Source organism: Methanomethylovorans sp. (assembly GCF_041447285.1).
Taxonomy (GTDB): domain Archaea; phylum Halobacteriota; class Methanosarcinia; order Methanosarcinales; family Methanosarcinaceae; genus Methanomethylovorans.
Window position 1 is genome coordinate 42,149 of sequence record NZ_JBGMEB010000009.1, and the last position, 14,647, is coordinate 56,795.

Below are 14,647 nucleotides of genomic sequence, written 5' to 3' on the forward strand. Positions count from 1 at the left end.
GATAATAGTTCAAATATCAACATTCACTACATCAAGTTCGGTAACTTTTGCTTGTTTACCTAGCACACCGGTAAGACTCGGAACAGTCCGCCCTTCATCACCGGACACAAGCTCCTTGACATAGAGACCGCCTTCACACCTAACTCTCACAATCGCATGATCTGCTTCTAATCCTAAAAGTTCTATGGCATGCACATACCTTTTTCGGGTTAGATCAGCCCTTCTGTGAGATACGCGTTGGGGTGTCCTTTGCTGAATCTCTGCACCTGAAAGACTTTCCAGTGCTGATATTAGTTCTTCCTTTGAAACTGGGTCAGTGAATGTAACTTTAAGGTTATATACTTTATCCGCATGAGCAGATTTCAACTTCTCTACCATTTCCTTTGATACAACCTGCAATCCGTTTACTTCCACCTTGCCGGATGCATAAGAATTAATATTTTCTTGAAGCTGTTCCAAATCAATAGTACGAACTTTGGGATTGATAGCCTCCACCACAAATGGTCTGCCACTGCCAAGCATAAGTGCATCAATATCTTCACGTCCTGCCCCATGGAATGCCGTGTCAGAAGCACATGCTGCAGCAATTACATCCTTTTTAATCAGCTCGTCCACAGACTCCGGGTACTGCTTACCGGTAAAATTACACTTTTCACATCCATGTCCCTTGCAATTACGGCATGGCCACCTTGTTTGAGGAATCCCCCTTACAAGCTTCTTATAGCGGCCCTGGATATAAAGAGACTTTACCTGCAGGCTTAATGTTTCGGAAGCAAGATCTAGCATCACAACGATTTCTGGCTGTTCGAACTCAACCGCTTTACCGGTCTTGGCTGCGATTAACTTTCCCACTTCTCGGTTCATTTCAGTCTTCAACTGCTCAGCATGGGAAATACCGCATTCGCTCCAGAGTATCTCCTCATTTTCACTAAGAAGACCACTCACTTTGGTACCTACAAGGAAGCTGGAATATTCGAATCCTTCAAGTGCAGCAACGGCAAGATCTGCCCACTTTTCCAGATCATTGAACAAACCAAGACATACCCAGCAACGCTCGTCCTCCCCGTTCAATCCTAGCACCTTGCGTACAGAACTGCAACTGGGAGCAAGTTCCCGAAGAAGGGAATCGTCCCCTTCCTCTTTATGAATACGGTGCCCTTCCATTGAAAGAGCCACTTTAAGGCTATTGCCCCTCTGGGCATTGGTAAGGCCAGTTGACAACTTTGCGAACTGCCTTCCCATACAATTGTCGCAGATCGGGCCTTCATGGATTATCATCTTAGCGGTATCGAATATACTCATCTGATCACTCTGAATTTATATCTGGTCTTCTAATGCCAAACCAGCATAAAACTGTTATCTTTCTATTTTACTGGCTATAAACCTATCAAGTTCATTATGTATAAGGATGATACAATGATCGGCATGCAATGAGAGCGGGCCGACGGATATAGTACCTGCAGACATACCAAGTACAAGCTGCTCTTCATCTTCCGTAAGCCCGAGATGGTCACCAAGAACAAAAACACCATCTTTTATCCCTTCAGAACTATCCCTTATATCTTTACCATCTTCCCTGAAATAGAATATCTTGCGATCATCCTTGGCAAACTCATCCAGCAAAGTGCACAGATCGGCTTCACGTACCCATACGCCCGGAGTAGAGCGAGTTTCATGAGAAGAAATGTTGTCCAGCTCCAATGCTTTTTTTATCAAAGCACCTGCACTTCTTTCATCCGGATTCAGATATCGTAGTTTATCTCCATTGAAACGTATAAGCCTTGGAGAGTTCGGCTCACCCAGAAGTAACAGGTGTGCCTGTACGTCCCTTCTCATGTCATGAGACAAAAAGAATACCGAATTGATACATCTGCAAAGAATATCCATCCTTCCTGCAGAGCCAGGCATATCATTGAGCGAAAAACCACCTGTAGTTACAGCTTTATGTCCAATTATAATAAAATCCTGCATGTTCTCATCCATTTAAAAGATAAACTTTCAAGGTATTAATGGATTCTAGATCAAAAGCCAGTACCATTAATATCAGCCATTAAGATCAATATCACTGTTAGCGGAATATAACTCTGCAATCATAACTGTTTTACGGGCTACGTCTTCAGCACTTTTTCCAAATAGCCTTATCATAGGCTCTTTACCAACTCCACCGACATCATATATGATATCAGGTACTTTTTTCAAAGCAGTTGAACAAGAGTTCTCAATTGCAAATGTCACGCCCCAATCCATAGTACTGACGTGATCTGGCTCATCAGCTCTATCAAAAGAAGAAATGGAAAGTCCCATATCTCTGCAGATGCGTAGTACTTTTTCCGAGTACCTTAGATTAATAGCAGCCCTTATAGAAGGATCAAATCGCATAGCTGCAAGAACCATTCTTGCCACATGGTTGCTGCCTCCGAATTCCACATTACCTGCAATATGAGGCACACCCCTTACACGCACTATCCTTCCGCTGACACCAGCTACATCTGCAACTACACAAGCTTCAGGAATGCCCATGGCAATATTGCAACCTACTTCTGCAATGAGTTTTCCGAATTCACCACATGAGACCAGAATATTGGCAGCTGAAATAGTATTATGAAGAGTTTCATACCTATGGGCATTTTTAAGGGTCGAACCTATCTGGTTCACAGGACCCACGCCATGACCTACTTTAACACTGCTGACAATGGACATTTCTACAAAGGATTTGGCAAGCATGGCAGCTTCGACGATAGAATATCCCTTTGATAAAAATGCGGTTATTGAAGCAGCATAGGTGCATCCTGAACCGTGGGTGCCTCCTTCCAAAAACTTTCCGGGTATTACAGTGAATTTATCTGAAGCAGATTCATATACAACATCAGATGCATCCAGATGACCACCTGTGACAATTACAACATCTACACCTGATTCGGCCATTATTTTTGCAGCTTTTTTTGCATCGTCCACGCTTTTAATATCAATTCCTGAAAGCGTACGAGCTTCATAGATGTTGGGGGTTATGACCTTACTTAAGGGAAGCAATTTCTCTTTAAGTACTCTTATTGCATCTTTACGTAAAAGATCGCCACCAGCTTCTGCTGCCATCACAGGATCTACCACAAGAGATAGACCATTGGATCTTGCCTCTTTTGACACGATTTCAATGATCTCAGCAGAGGAGAGCATACCTGTTTTTGCCCATTTGACATCCATATCAGAACATACCGCATTGATCTGTTCACTGATTATATGAGGAGGCAGATCGTAGATACTGAGTACACCCTTTGTGTTTTGTGCTGTGACAGAAGTTATAGCACATGTGCCATGTACTCCCAAAGTTGCAAAGGTTTTGATATCTGCTTCAATCCCTGCACCGCCGCCGGAGTCAGAACCTGCAATCGTTAGCACCACGGGAGTAATAGACATTATGTTCACCATTTGATATATCTTTATGAAAAACTGAAGAGAAAGAATATAGCAGGAGATATAGACAATATCCTAAATACGTTATGGTCAACAGCTGCTTTACCCTGTCAATCGGATCAACAATATAATACGTTATGTTCGATAGTTTTATATCTGACTATACACAATGGAGACCAATATAATGCTATCATTCCGTTGATACATATCATTTAGGAATACTTTGATTTATTAAGATGAGGCGGCTTTAAATGGGAAACAGACCTCTTGATATACTGAACAATGCTTTGAACACACCTGTTATTGTGAGACTGAAAGGCGCCCGCGAGTTCAGAGGAAATTTGCAGGGCTACGATGTACATATGAACCTTGTTCTTGAGGAAGCTGAGGAGCTAAGAGAGGGCGAGACCAGAAAACTCGGTACTGTAATAATAAGGGGTGACAACGTAGTATACGTATCCCCGTAACATATTTAACCTATGATACTGTCTGAGGTTCACCTGATATACGGCAAACTTGCAGATAGTATTTATCACGATAATCAAATTGAGAGACGAAAAAGTTCAACAAGGTGAAGATAAATGTCAAAAGGTACTCCCTCAATGGGAAAAAGACAAAAGCGCACACATGTTACATGCAGGCGCTGCGGTAGCGTATCACTTAACATCCATACAAAGCAGTGTACTGCATGTGGTTTTGGCAGGACACCGCGCATGAGAAGTTACAAATGGGAACGTAAGTGCAAATTCTAAAAATAATATTATTTTCTCTTTTGGGGTATAGATGAAAGAGGAATGTGGTGTTGTGGGCGTTGTGATGCAGGACCATGCATCTACAGACAACCCCACCGCTCTTCAAATATACTATGCCCTTTATGCCTTGCAACACAGGGGGCAAGAGTCCACTGGAATTACAGTACATGATGGGTTGCATATTAAATCCATTAAAGGTATGGGACTTGTACCTGAAGTATATGTAAAGAAAGACTTAGTGGAACTAAAGGGCAACGTAGGCGTAGGTCACGTCAGATATTCTACAACCGGAGATTCAAAAATAGAAAACTGCCAGCCTCTTATAGTCAATTATAAGAGCGGAACCATAGCAATAGCTCATAATGGAAACCTTGCAAACTACAGTTCCTTGCGGGATGAACTAGAATTAGAAGGCCGAATATTCATCACAAGTTCCGATACTGAAGTAATTGCACATCTTCTTGTAAAAGAACTGTTGCGCCATGACCCGATTCAGTCAATTTCCAATGTGATAAAAAGGCTTATAGGATCATATTCTCTTGCCATCCTTATTGATGATCAGTTGTATGCAATCCGCGATCCACTTGGTTTTAAGCCATTATGCATAGGGAAGCTTGATAAAGGATATATTGTTGCCTCAGAAAGCGTTGCAGTAGATACCCTCAATGGAAAGCTAATCAGAGAAGTAGAACCAGGAGAACTAATAGTTTTCAAAAATGATAACTTTGAGAGCCATCAACTGGTTAAGGAAAAGTATCATGCACATTGTGTGTTTGAATACGTTTACTTTGCACGACCGGATTCCATAATCAATGGAAAACTGGTATATAATGTTCGTGAGAAGATAGGTCAAGAACTTGCACGCGAACATCCTGCTAAAGCAGATATTGTTTCACCTGTGCCAGACTCGGGAATTACTTCTGCAATAGGATATTCATACGAGGCAAATATAAAGTATAGCGAAGGACTTATGAAAAACCGATATATCGGCAGGACATTTATCCTTCCGGGACAGGCAATGCGAGAAACTGCTGTACGTCTCAAGATGAATACCATTTCAGAGAATATAAAGGGCAAAAAGATAGTTCTTATAGATGACAGCATAGTACGTGGAACTACTTCCAGGCGTATTATTGATATGATGAAGAATGCAGGTGCAAAAGAGATACATGCACGCATTGGCAGCCCGCCAATAGTTGCCCCTTGTTATTTTGGAATAGACATGGGTACGAGAAGTGAGCTTATAGCAGCCCATAAAACAATAGCAGGTGTTGAAGCTGTAATCAACGCCGATTCACTGGGATACTTAAGTGTAGAAGGATTAGTCCACGCAATAGGCATCGAGAAGGAGAACCTATGCCTAGCATGTCTGACAAGTGAATATCCGTTGGACATTCCAGGAGAAAACTGCCCTCGTAAGCAACTGAAACTCGACGAGTTCTCCTAACTTTTTTTAACGAAGGGGTTTATTTTTATGGCCCCCTATTGCTGAAGTAGCCAACATCGAGAATACATATTATACAAGATGATAGTACCAATCAAATAAATAGTGCTTTTCAAGGAATTATAACTTGTAAGATATAAAATGTTTGAAAAATGGGGCCGGGATCGAGAATCGAACTCGAATCGTAGCCTCCACAGGGCCACAGGATAACCGCTACCCCACCCCGGCTCGAAGTAGGTGTCACGTGCCCTTAGCACGAGCACCCTATACATGTATCTCTCTTACATAAACTTTTCCTTTCTCAAGTCCTGAGAAAAGGATAAGGATATCCACTTCGAGGCCAAAGTTTCATACATATTTTCAATGTTTCAGGAGACCCTGAGCAATACTAGCAACCTTTTTACCGGATAGCATCATACCCCCGAAAATTGGACCCATCCTGGGAGATCCTGAAACCGCAGTAGCCGCCATACCTGCTGCTAAAAGGCCAGGATAAACTTCACCCGTAGCATCCACGACCATGCGCTCGCCAACATCAGCCCACATTGGTTTTTCTCCAACCACGGACTTTCCTTTGAATTTTGATCCCGGCACTTTGCGCTGCACGGTGCTGCATACTATAGAATCATGACCTGTACCATCAACCACAAGCTTTGCACGAACAGCAAGCGGATCCACAGCCAATCTTCCCATTGACACAGGAGCCCAATTTATGACAAGACCACATACCCGGTCATCCTCACGGATCATAACATCTTCTACCTCCACAAGATTGAATATCTGAGCACCGGCATCAATAGCCCCTGAGATCAATTTCCCCACAGCTTCGATGGAATTTGCAGTATAGTATCCTTCCTTATATTCCTTATAATGGATACCGAAATCTTCCAGGATACTCCTCGCTTCTTCCTGCACCACGATCCGTGGAAACATCATGCCTCCCCCCCACATTCCACCCCCAATAGATAATTTCTTCTCAAATATCACCGTTTTTATTCCATTCTGAGCAAGATATCTGGCAGCCACCAGATTTGCTGGACCCCCTCCTACCAGTGCTACATCCACATCAGTGTATTCCAAAAATACCTTGAAATATTCCTCAACTATTGCCCTTGTGATAGTTACTTCATCGAGTTGAATAAATATGCCTCCTATAAGAGTTTAGACTCTGATAGGAAGTATTTGCCTTAAACCTGTTGTTGAAATACATTTCAGGCTTTTTTCAACATGATCCAGAATCTGCTACCCTTACCATCGGGATTATTCTCGACACCCACGTCCCCTTTATGCAATTCAGCTATTCTTTTAACAATAGCAAGACCAAGACCCGTACCCTTTACACCTTTCTTTGTAACTCTCTTGAACCTGTCAAAAACATAAGGTTTATCAGCATCTGCAATACCTTCACCTTGATCGCTGACAGCTACTTTCCACATACCAGAATCATCAAATATGTCAATGAATATGGATGTGTTCTCAGAACTGTACTTCACTGCATTGGTAAGAAAATTAGCGAATACCTCTTCAACGATGTGATTGACAGAGGAATTATGAGCGCCAGAGAAACGCATAATAACTTCCATTTTCTTAGATTCAAACATAGGCCGCAAGCTTTCAGTTACATTGCACAGGAGATCACCCAGATCCATAACGGAAAATTCAAGCTCTTCCTGAGACTCAAGTTTAGCGAATTTAGCTGCAGTATCGATCATATCAATGAGTTTGTCATCACTTTTCTGTATCCTTTCAAGCATTGTCTTTTTGCGCTCATTGTTTTCAATTTCGAGCAGTAGTTCTGTATATCCTTTAATAGCTCCTGCCGGATTTAACAGATCATGGCGTAATATATCCGTAAATAGCTCTTTCATTTCATTTGATCGCTGTAATTTATCCGCATATTGCTTGAGGTGATCTTCTGAGAGTTTGCGCTCAGTAATATCCATAGCGGTCCCTGTTAGTCTCGAGACTTTGCCTTCTCCATCAAACTCTGTAGCCTTCCCCCTTACAAGAAGCCATTTTGACTCATTATTTCTGGTATTAATCCTGAATTCTTCCTCAAAGAATGGTGATTGCTGCTTGATACTTCTGAAAACAGAAATTACTTCATCCCTCTCCTGCTCGTGGATCATTTTAACAATCGCTTTGAAATTAGGAGGAAGGTTAGCAGCGTGATAACCTAGCATTTCAGCCCAGCGTGCATTAAAAACAAGCTCATCAGTAGCTACATCCCAGTCCCACATACCCAGATCAGCACCATTCAGAGCAAGTTCCACCCTGTCCCTGATCTTTTGTAGCAGCATTTCCCTTTCTTTGCGCTCAACAATGTTCCTGGCAACTGCAAGAACATATTCACTTTCATCATGTGCTATAAAAGTAACATTTATTTCTACGGGAGTCTTTGTTCCATCTTTTGCCTTAAAACTGGAATCGACATCAAGATAACTGCTTCCACATGTTTCAAAGAAAGCTCCACTCCAGAAGTTACCTACTATATCCATTAGAGATTCAGATTCCATGGAAATAAACTCAGATTTTGAATACCCTGTGTGAGCACAAAGAGTCTCATTAACATCTATTACCTTAGAAGTATTTCGATCTATAACGATAATGTAATCATTTGATCTGTTAATAAGATTCTTAAATAATGAAATTTCATCTAGGAATTTTTTCTGCACTATTGCCAATCTCAATATCTCTGACAAAAAAATGAGATCATAAGGTTCTTTCTCTAATGAAACGATCTTTTGAGAATCCTCAATGAATATAAAACCAAAAACATCACTCTTATCAAGAAGTGGCATCACAACAAATGAGTTATTTACCTGTGTTTGCAACAATTTTATATCAGGAGTTTCTTCCTTAACAGACTCGATATCGTGAACATAAATAGATTTTTTATTTTTAATGTTGCTAAATATCCATGGAAACATCTTCATATTGGAATTGTGGAATACGTCTTTTCCCCCATCTGCTCCGCTTTTTGCCCAGAAGAATTTTCTTTTAACTACCTTGGGGGTGACTTGAACTTCATAGACTGAACACCTTGTACAATCAGTTAATTCACCAATTAGGCGCAATATATCAAAAATACCCTCATCAGTCCCAGAGAGAGGTGAGAGAAGAGAAGTAATCTCTGGAAGCTCATATCTGGAACTACAAGAGGAAATACCTGGAGCGAGAGAAGCTGGAGACTCAGAAATAGTAGAATCTGCAATTTTGGATATATTAAAGGAATGATTGACTGAAATATAGATTACAAAAATACAAACGCAGAATATTAAGATCAATTGGATTTTGAGTGTTGCATTGACATTTATCCCTGAATAGGGTAGCATTGCAGATAACATAAACACTAAAACCATTATATAAAATTCCTTTGACCATGTAGTCATTCGTTTTCAGAGCTCCTTGAGACAAGAATCGACTAAAATTCCAGACATATATTATATTAATAAGAAATATATTATTTTTGCTCCTTTAAACAAATATGTTAAGATAAAAAAGACCGATCAAAATAAGGGTAAGTTTAATATCTCTAAGTATCTTTATGTGCAACTAGAAAACGAATAGAGTTGAGAGCATAGTTAGATCAGTGCAGCGCACAAGCCATAAAAACAATAGAGAAGATGGATTCGAACCGGTAGAATCAACTGCAGAGCTTCTAGTCTTGGAACCAATAGGATACCCTTTAAGCAGTATATTGGACGATTATCCGGAAATAGAGGATGCCAGAGTTTTTGAGTTTTATGCGAGAGAACAATGGAACGGACATATTGCACGCAAAGGAGAATATCTATTCGACAAGAGGATGTATCCTGATTTTGCGTACAAAATCAAAGAAGTAGAGCCTCCAGAATCAGTAATAGGTATGGAAACTTCAATCGTTGTCCACGAAGACAATGCTACCACGCCTTCAGTAGAATTCCACAGTAACGTTAGTTTTGAAGATATTATCGGACAAAATAATGCCAAACAGAAGTGCAAATTGATCGAGAAGTATCTGGAACAACCGGAAAAGTTCGGCAAGTGGGCACCACGCAATGTGTTATTCTTCGGACCTTCCGGCACTGGCAAAACAATGCTTGCAAAAGCTCTTGCCAATAAGGCAAATGTACCCATAATTCCCGTAAAAGCTACACAAATGATAGGAGAATATGTGGGAGAGGGCTCAAGACAGATACATCAGCTATATGACAGAGCTGAAGATATGGCTCCTTGTATTATATTTATAGATGAACTGGATGCTATTGCCTTGGATAGGCGCCACCAAGAACTGCGAGGAGATGTTGTAGAGATAGTGAACGCATTACTTACTGAGATGGACGGGATAGTAGAAAGAGAAGGTATCTGCACCATTGGAGCTACTAATCGTACTAACGCTCTTGATCCCGCAGTAAGAAGCAGATTTGAAGAAGAAATAGAGTTTGTATTACCTGATGAGGCAGAGAGAATCAAGATACTTGAAACAAACATATCCACATTCCCATTACCAGTAACAGGATTGGATGTAAAGAAAATCGCTGCAATGTCAAAAGGATTCTCCGGAAGAGATCTTGTAGAGAAGGTTCTGAAAACTGCTTTACATCAGGCGATAATAGAAGACTCGGAAGAAGTAACAGGAAAGTATTTTGAGGAATCTGTTGGGAAATTGCTCCAAAAGAATGGCAATACAATGGATAGCCGGATGTATTCCTGAGAGATACCACTTTTTTATTAAACTCTAATTTGAGTGATCATATGGAAGATATCAGCGAATCAGACAGATTTGAATGTAAGATAATAAATGTAATAAACAAAGGTGACTGGTATGGTGTCACCGTAGAGGAGATTGAATCCGGAGGTAGAGTATATTTTGGGAGGACAAAACCGGAATTATTCAACTACCAACCAGGAGATGTCCTATATATCGGAGTGAAAGCGCTAATCATACCCCTAGAAGACAGGACAATGGAAGTTTCCCTTTACGACAAGAATGATAATAGACTTGATTGGACAATAATCTAACCTTCACCATTATTTTTTCAGAGGAATATCCATCTCCATTAAATCCTCTGCGATTATAACATTTTCAAATATAGACTGAGCTTCTCTTAGAAGAGGAGAAACATCGTCTGTGTATCTGGAGCTAATATGAGTTAGTACCAAATGGTCGACTCCTGCTTCTTTTGCAAGAGTGGCTGCTTCAAATGCGGTAGAGTGCTTTGATTCTTTTGCCCATTCTTCCTGATCGCTGGCAAGTGTACTGTCATGTATCAGAACATCTGCACCCATACTGACCTTAAGAATAGAATCACATGGTCTGGTGTCACCAGTGTAAACAATTTTTCGACCTGGCCTTATTCGCCCAACAACATCTTCAGAACGTATCATTCTTCCGTTGACCTCAACATCCATGCCACTGTGAAGCCTTGAAAATAGCGGACCCGGGGGTACTCCCAGGGAGATGGCTTTTTCACGATTAAATCTGCCCCTAAGAGAGTCTTCCAGCAGTGCATAACCAAGGCTTGGAACACTGTGATCTGTTTCAATTGCCTGGATACAATAACCATCCCTAACAACAACATCTCCGGGAACTAACTCTATGGCTTCCAGTTCGAAGCGAAGTTTGTAATAACCAAGTTCAGAGAAGATTTTAACGAATTCCTTCACCCTTTGTGGACCGTATATGCGCAATGGTTCTGCTCTTCCTAAAAAAGACATTGTTTGTATAAGTCCCGGAATACCAAGCATGTGATCGGCATGGAAATGAGTTATGAAAATGGAAGTAAGAGCTTTCATTCCAGTTTTAGCACGCATCATCTGCTGTTGAGTACCCTCTCCGCAATCAAAAAGTAAAAGCTCACCTTCCCTGTTGATCATTATTGCAGATGGATTTCGATTACGTGTTGGCAGAGAACCACCGGTGCCAAGAAATAATATGCGGAGCATAAAGGGAAATAGTAGAGGAAATATTTATTGATTGCCGACTAAAGCTTGGATAAAGGAGAAAAAGGGATATTTGAACATACAGCACATTTTCTTCTTTCCATGCTGCCAGCTGAAAATAGGCATGACATTTAAGTACCACTCGAAAACTTCTTATACAATCCTTCAAGTAAAGGTAAGTCCATAACTAATTAAGTTGAAAAACTCACTTTAACAGAGATCATCCGACTTATATACGTATTCAAGAGGACATATTATGAAATGGCAAGGCAGATCAAGAAGAAAGTACACAGGTGCTAAAATAAAGGCTAACCGCTCAAAGAGAAAGTTCGAACTTGGACGCGAGCCGGCTGACACACGTCTTGATGATGTAAAGATAAAGCTGGTTTCCACAATGGGTGGCAACAGCAAAATCAGACTCCTCCAGTGCGATGTAGCCAACGTGACCGATGCAAGTGGTAAAACCCAGAAGACAACAATTGAAACTGTGGTTGGAAACGAGGCTAATGAGCACTACGTCAGACGTAACATCCTGACAAAAGGTTCAGTTATTCGTACCCCCATAGGTAATGCCAGAATCACCAGCCGTCCTGGACAGGATGGTGTGGTCAACGCAGTGCTGCTCAGCTGAGCACACTCCTTTTTTACATTTACTTTTTTCTAATTTCATGGGGTTGCTTATGAGATGGATATTGAAACAAGGCATATATTAGAATGTCTGGAACAAGATGCCAGGGTCACTCATGAAGAGATTGCAACCCTGACCGGAATCCCAGTAGAAGAAGTCAGTAAAAGGATCAAGGAATTAGAGAATGCCGGAGTTATCCGTAAATACAGAACCATTATTGACTGGGACCTCGCAGGCGATGAGCATGTATATGCAATCATCGAACTGAAAGTGACATTAGAGCGCAATCGAGGATATCAAGCCATAGCTGAGCGATTATACAAATTCCCTGAAGTACGCTCAGTAAGATTATTATCCGGCCAATATGATCTTTCACTGACAGTGATGGGAAAGACAATGAAAGAAGTTGCATTCTTCGTTGCAGAGAAGATCTCAACGATAGAACAGGTACAGCATACTACTACTCACTTTGTACTAAAAACATACAAGGAAGATGGAGTTATCCTGCAGGAGCAAGAAGAAATCGATCGTTTGCTTGTGACTCCATAAACAACAGTTATAAAATACCTGGACAGGGATGAACATGCAGAAGAAATGCAATTCAGAGAGATTTGTGGCAAATGTGATGACGAGAGTTCCCCCATCAGGAATACGAAAATATTTTGATCTTGCATCCGGAATAGAAGGAGTTATATCACTGGGTGTTGGTGAGCCGGACTTTGTGACACCTTGGCATATAAGAGAGGCATGCATACATTCTTTGGAAACCGGCAAAACATCATATACTTCCAATTATGGGCTGATTGAACTTAGAGAAGAGATCTCAAAGTTATATACTCACAAGAATGGCATTCATTATGATCCTGCTTCAGAAATCCTGGTTATGTCTGGAGTCAGTGAAGCCCTCGATGTGGCCATAAGAGCCATAACAAACCCAGGTGACGAGATAATAGTACCCCAGCCTGCCTACGTAGCTTATGTCCCATCAGTAATGTTCGCTGGCGGTGTGGCAGTGCCTGTGATCACAAAACTGGAGAACCAGTTCAAACTAACTGCTGAAGATCTGGAAAATGCCATAACTCCAAGAACAAAAGCGGTTATTATGAATTACCCCAATAATCCCACAGGCGCAATAATGGGTAGAAAAGACCTGGAAGAGATTGCCAGAGTAGTCGCTGAGCATGACATAATGGTAATATCTGATGAGGTATACGAATGTCTTACCTATAATGGAGGACATACGTGCTTTGCAACTATAGATGGCATGAAGGACAGAACAATTCTTCTGAATGGATTCTCAAAAGCATACGCTATGACAGGATTTAGGCTTGCATATGCACTCGCCCCATTACCTATAATAAATGCAATGATGCGTATACATCAGTACTGTATGCTTTGTGCCCCTATAACCGCACAGGTTGGAGCCATCGAAGCACTTCGCAATGGCAACGAAGAAATGCAGAGGATGGTTCGAGACTATGATCGTCGGAGGCACTTAATAGTGAGCGGCCTCAATAAAATAGGCCTCGAGTGCTATGAGCCAAAAGGTGCATTCTATGCTTTTCCCTCTGTGAAAAACACAGGTCTGACATCCGAAGAGTTCGCAGAGAGATTACTCCATGAACAAAAAGTTGTTACAATCCCGGGAGATGTATTTGGACCAGCCGGGGAAGGTTTCCTAAGATGTTCATATGCTACCTCCAAAGAGCAAATAGCTGAAGCTTTGGAGAGGATTGAGCGCTTCATGGAATCACTACAAGAGTAATTAAAAGAGAAGTAATGTACACCTTGGTAGCACCTCATCATAATGATGATTAGTATGTCATGAAGTGTAGAAATATTAATATATAAGAAATAATCTTTATACTAATTACCTACAATGAAAAACGGGAATGACATTGGTGGTGCGCTTTGAGCCCCTCCACATGGCTACAAAACGAATTGGTTTGCACAAGAAGAATGTGATGGAAGGAGCAAAAATCCCCTCAAATTCCCGTCAAACAATTGCTCCAACTCACATTCTTCAACAATTCTTAAAAAGTAAATTTTTTTAGAATATATCTTTGCAGATTGAAGATAAATTTCCCAAGTTTATTTAGAAGCAGAGTCTAAAAGCTCTTCCTCAAAGTCATCCAGAAGCCTATCCATTTTATTATACCAATCGTGTATATTCTGTTTAAGCATTTCCTTGAACTGCATTGGTGGAATGGCAACGTACTCGTAATAATAGCCACCTATCTGAATAGACTTTGTTTCCCTATAAACCAGGCCAACAGCGATAAGATTTTGCAATGAACGATATGCTGTACTTCGCTCCCTCTGCAAAAAATCACCCAATTCTTCTGCCGTCATGGGACCTTGCTCGAAGAGCTTTTTATAGGCCAGCAAGTCCAGATTCTTCAGTCCCAGAACACATTTTGCCACATCATCACATTTACAGTTTGCCCGGAGCATTTCATGAATGGAACTTGCCATTGTGTGCCTCTC

At 41.1% G+C, this 14,647-nt stretch carries 15 protein-coding genes and 1 tRNA gene; 8 read left to right on the forward strand and 8 right to left on the reverse strand.

Annotation, left to right across the window (positions count from 1 at the left end):
• Positions 1-9: 9 nt before the first annotated feature.
• The 3 genes from ACC612_RS06330 to thiD all read right to left on the reverse strand — a co-directional run bounded on the left by ACC612_RS06330 (position 10) and on the right by thiD (position 3,414).
• Entirely contained in the window at positions 10-1,302 is a 1,293-nt protein-coding gene (locus ACC612_RS06330; protein ID WP_371853654.1) for a tRNA pseudouridine(54/55) synthase Pus10, read from the reverse strand.
• Between the two features lie 54 nt (positions 1,303-1,356).
• Positions 1,357-1,971 (reverse strand): tRNA (pseudouridine(54)-N(1))-methyltransferase TrmY, encoded by a 615-nt coding sequence (gene trmY, locus ACC612_RS06335; RefSeq protein WP_371853753.1) that lies wholly within the window; start codon positions 1,969-1,971, stop codon positions 1,357-1,359.
• Between the two features lie 72 nt (positions 1,972-2,043).
• A complete protein-coding gene (gene thiD / locus ACC612_RS06340) occupies positions 2,044-3,414 on the reverse strand; it encodes a bifunctional hydroxymethylpyrimidine kinase/phosphomethylpyrimidine kinase (RefSeq protein ID WP_371853655.1) in 1,371 nt (456 codons plus the stop codon).
• A 248-nt stretch (positions 3,415-3,662) separates the two neighbouring features.
• Here thiD and ACC612_RS06345 point away from each other — a divergent pair, with 248 nt between their 5' ends.
• From ACC612_RS06345 to purF, 3 genes are all read left to right on the forward strand, one after another.
• A complete protein-coding gene (locus ACC612_RS06345; protein WP_015324131.1) occupies positions 3,663-3,878 on the forward strand; it encodes an LSM domain-containing protein in 216 nt (71 codons plus the stop codon).
• A gap of 114 nt (positions 3,879-3,992) precedes the next feature.
• The gene (locus tag ACC612_RS06350) at positions 3,993-4,163 is read left to right on the forward strand and encodes a 50S ribosomal protein L37e (RefSeq protein WP_321418991.1); all 171 of its coding nucleotides are present in this window, start codon (positions 3,993-3,995) and stop codon (positions 4,161-4,163) included.
• A gap of 31 nt (positions 4,164-4,194) precedes the next feature.
• Positions 4,195-5,610, forward strand: a complete 1,416-nt coding sequence (purF, locus tag ACC612_RS06355) for an amidophosphoribosyltransferase (RefSeq protein ID WP_371853656.1) — start codon at positions 4,195-4,197, stop codon at positions 5,608-5,610.
• Between the two features lie 150 nt (positions 5,611-5,760).
• On the opposite strand, the gene ACC612_RS06360 is transcribed toward purF, so the two are convergent.
• From ACC612_RS06360 to ACC612_RS06370, 3 genes are all read right to left on the reverse strand, one after another.
• Positions 5,761-5,835 (reverse strand) — tRNA-His (locus tag ACC612_RS06360).
• Positions 5,836-5,967: 132 nt separating this feature from the next.
• The gene (locus ACC612_RS06365; protein ID WP_371853754.1) at positions 5,968-6,747 is read right to left on the reverse strand and encodes a sulfide-dependent adenosine diphosphate thiazole synthase; all 780 of its coding nucleotides are present in this window, start codon (positions 6,745-6,747) and stop codon (positions 5,968-5,970) included.
• Positions 6,748-6,818: 71 nt separating this feature from the next.
• Positions 6,819-8,942, reverse strand: coding sequence for an ATP-binding protein (locus ACC612_RS06370; protein WP_371853657.1), 2,124 nt, complete (start codon positions 8,940-8,942; stop codon positions 6,819-6,821).
• 257 nt (positions 8,943-9,199) lie between these two features.
• Here ACC612_RS06370 and ACC612_RS06375 point away from each other — a divergent pair, with 257 nt between their 5' ends.
• Positions 9,200-10,303, forward strand: a complete 1,104-nt coding sequence (locus tag ACC612_RS06375) for an AAA family ATPase (RefSeq protein WP_371853658.1) — start codon at positions 9,200-9,202, stop codon at positions 10,301-10,303.
• Positions 10,304-10,344: 41 nt separating this feature from the next.
• Positions 10,345-10,611: a hypothetical protein gene (locus tag ACC612_RS06380; RefSeq protein WP_371853659.1), complete on the forward strand. Its 267-nt coding sequence runs from the start codon at positions 10,345-10,347 to the stop codon at positions 10,609-10,611.
• 9 nt (positions 10,612-10,620) lie between these two features.
• Here ACC612_RS06380 and ACC612_RS06385 read toward each other — a convergent pair whose 3' ends face one another.
• Complete coding sequence (locus tag ACC612_RS06385; RefSeq protein ID WP_371853660.1) at positions 10,621-11,535, reverse strand: ribonuclease Z; 915 nt, start codon at positions 11,533-11,535, stop codon at positions 10,621-10,623.
• Positions 11,536-11,788: 253 nt separating this feature from the next.
• On the opposite strand from ACC612_RS06385, the gene ACC612_RS06390 reads away from it, so the two are divergent.
• Genes ACC612_RS06390 through ACC612_RS06400 form a run of 3 tightly spaced genes read left to right on the forward strand, consistent with a single transcriptional unit; the run spans position 11,789 to position 13,925 of the window.
• Positions 11,789-12,163 (forward strand): 30S ribosomal protein S8e, encoded by a 375-nt coding sequence (locus ACC612_RS06390; protein ID WP_371853661.1) that lies wholly within the window; start codon positions 11,789-11,791, stop codon positions 12,161-12,163.
• A gap of 54 nt (positions 12,164-12,217) precedes the next feature.
• On the forward strand, positions 12,218-12,709 hold the full coding sequence (locus tag ACC612_RS06395) for an Lrp/AsnC family transcriptional regulator (protein WP_371853662.1): 492 nt from the start codon (positions 12,218-12,220) through the stop codon (positions 12,707-12,709).
• Between the two features lie 34 nt (positions 12,710-12,743).
• Positions 12,744-13,925 (forward strand): aminotransferase class I/II-fold pyridoxal phosphate-dependent enzyme, encoded by a 1,182-nt coding sequence (locus tag ACC612_RS06400; RefSeq protein WP_371853663.1) that lies wholly within the window; start codon positions 12,744-12,746, stop codon positions 13,923-13,925.
• Between the two features lie 326 nt (positions 13,926-14,251).
• Here the strand turns inward: ACC612_RS06400 and ACC612_RS06405 are convergent, their stop codons facing one another.
• Positions 14,252-14,635, reverse strand: a complete 384-nt coding sequence (locus tag ACC612_RS06405; RefSeq protein ID WP_371853664.1) for a helix-turn-helix domain-containing protein — start codon at positions 14,633-14,635, stop codon at positions 14,252-14,254.
• Between the last annotated feature and the right edge of the window lie 12 nt (positions 14,636-14,647).

What these genes read in the sequence shown, in the direction of transcription:
- ACC612_RS06345 (WP_015324131.1), top strand. Translation starts at nt 3,663, where the DNA reads ATGGGAAACAGACCTCTTGATATACTGAACAATGCTTTGAACACACCT.
- ACC612_RS06400 (WP_371853663.1), top strand. Translation starts at nt 12,744, where the DNA reads ATGCAGAAGAAATGCAATTCAGAGAGATTTGTGGCAAATGTGATGACG.
- ACC612_RS06390 (WP_371853661.1), top strand. Translation starts at nt 11,789, where the DNA reads ATGAAATGGCAAGGCAGATCAAGAAGAAAGTACACAGGTGCTAAAATA.
- ACC612_RS06330 (WP_371853654.1), bottom strand. Translation starts at nt 1,302, where the DNA reads ATGAGTATATTCGATACCGCTAAGATGATAATCCATGAAGGCCCGATC.
- trmY (WP_371853753.1), bottom strand. Translation starts at nt 1,971, where the DNA reads ATGCAGGATTTTATTATAATTGGACATAAAGCTGTAACTACAGGTGGT.
- ACC612_RS06395 (WP_371853662.1), top strand. Translation starts at nt 12,218, where the DNA reads ATGGATATTGAAACAAGGCATATATTAGAATGTCTGGAACAAGATGCC.
- ACC612_RS06405 (WP_371853664.1), bottom strand. Translation starts at nt 14,635, where the DNA reads ATGGCAAGTTCCATTCATGAAATGCTCCGGGCAAACTGTAAATGTGAT.
- ACC612_RS06350 (WP_321418991.1), top strand. Translation starts at nt 3,993, where the DNA reads ATGTCAAAAGGTACTCCCTCAATGGGAAAAAGACAAAAGCGCACACAT.
- ACC612_RS06385 (WP_371853660.1), bottom strand. Translation starts at nt 11,535, where the DNA reads ATGCTCCGCATATTATTTCTTGGCACCGGTGGTTCTCTGCCAACACGT.
- ACC612_RS06370 (WP_371853657.1), bottom strand. Translation starts at nt 8,942, where the DNA reads ATGCTACCCTATTCAGGGATAAATGTCAATGCAACACTCAAAATCCAA.
- ACC612_RS06380 (WP_371853659.1), top strand. Translation starts at nt 10,345, where the DNA reads ATGGAAGATATCAGCGAATCAGACAGATTTGAATGTAAGATAATAAAT.
- purF (WP_371853656.1), top strand. Translation starts at nt 4,195, where the DNA reads ATGAAAGAGGAATGTGGTGTTGTGGGCGTTGTGATGCAGGACCATGCA.
- thiD (WP_371853655.1), bottom strand. Translation starts at nt 3,414, where the DNA reads ATGTCTATTACTCCCGTGGTGCTAACGATTGCAGGTTCTGACTCCGGC.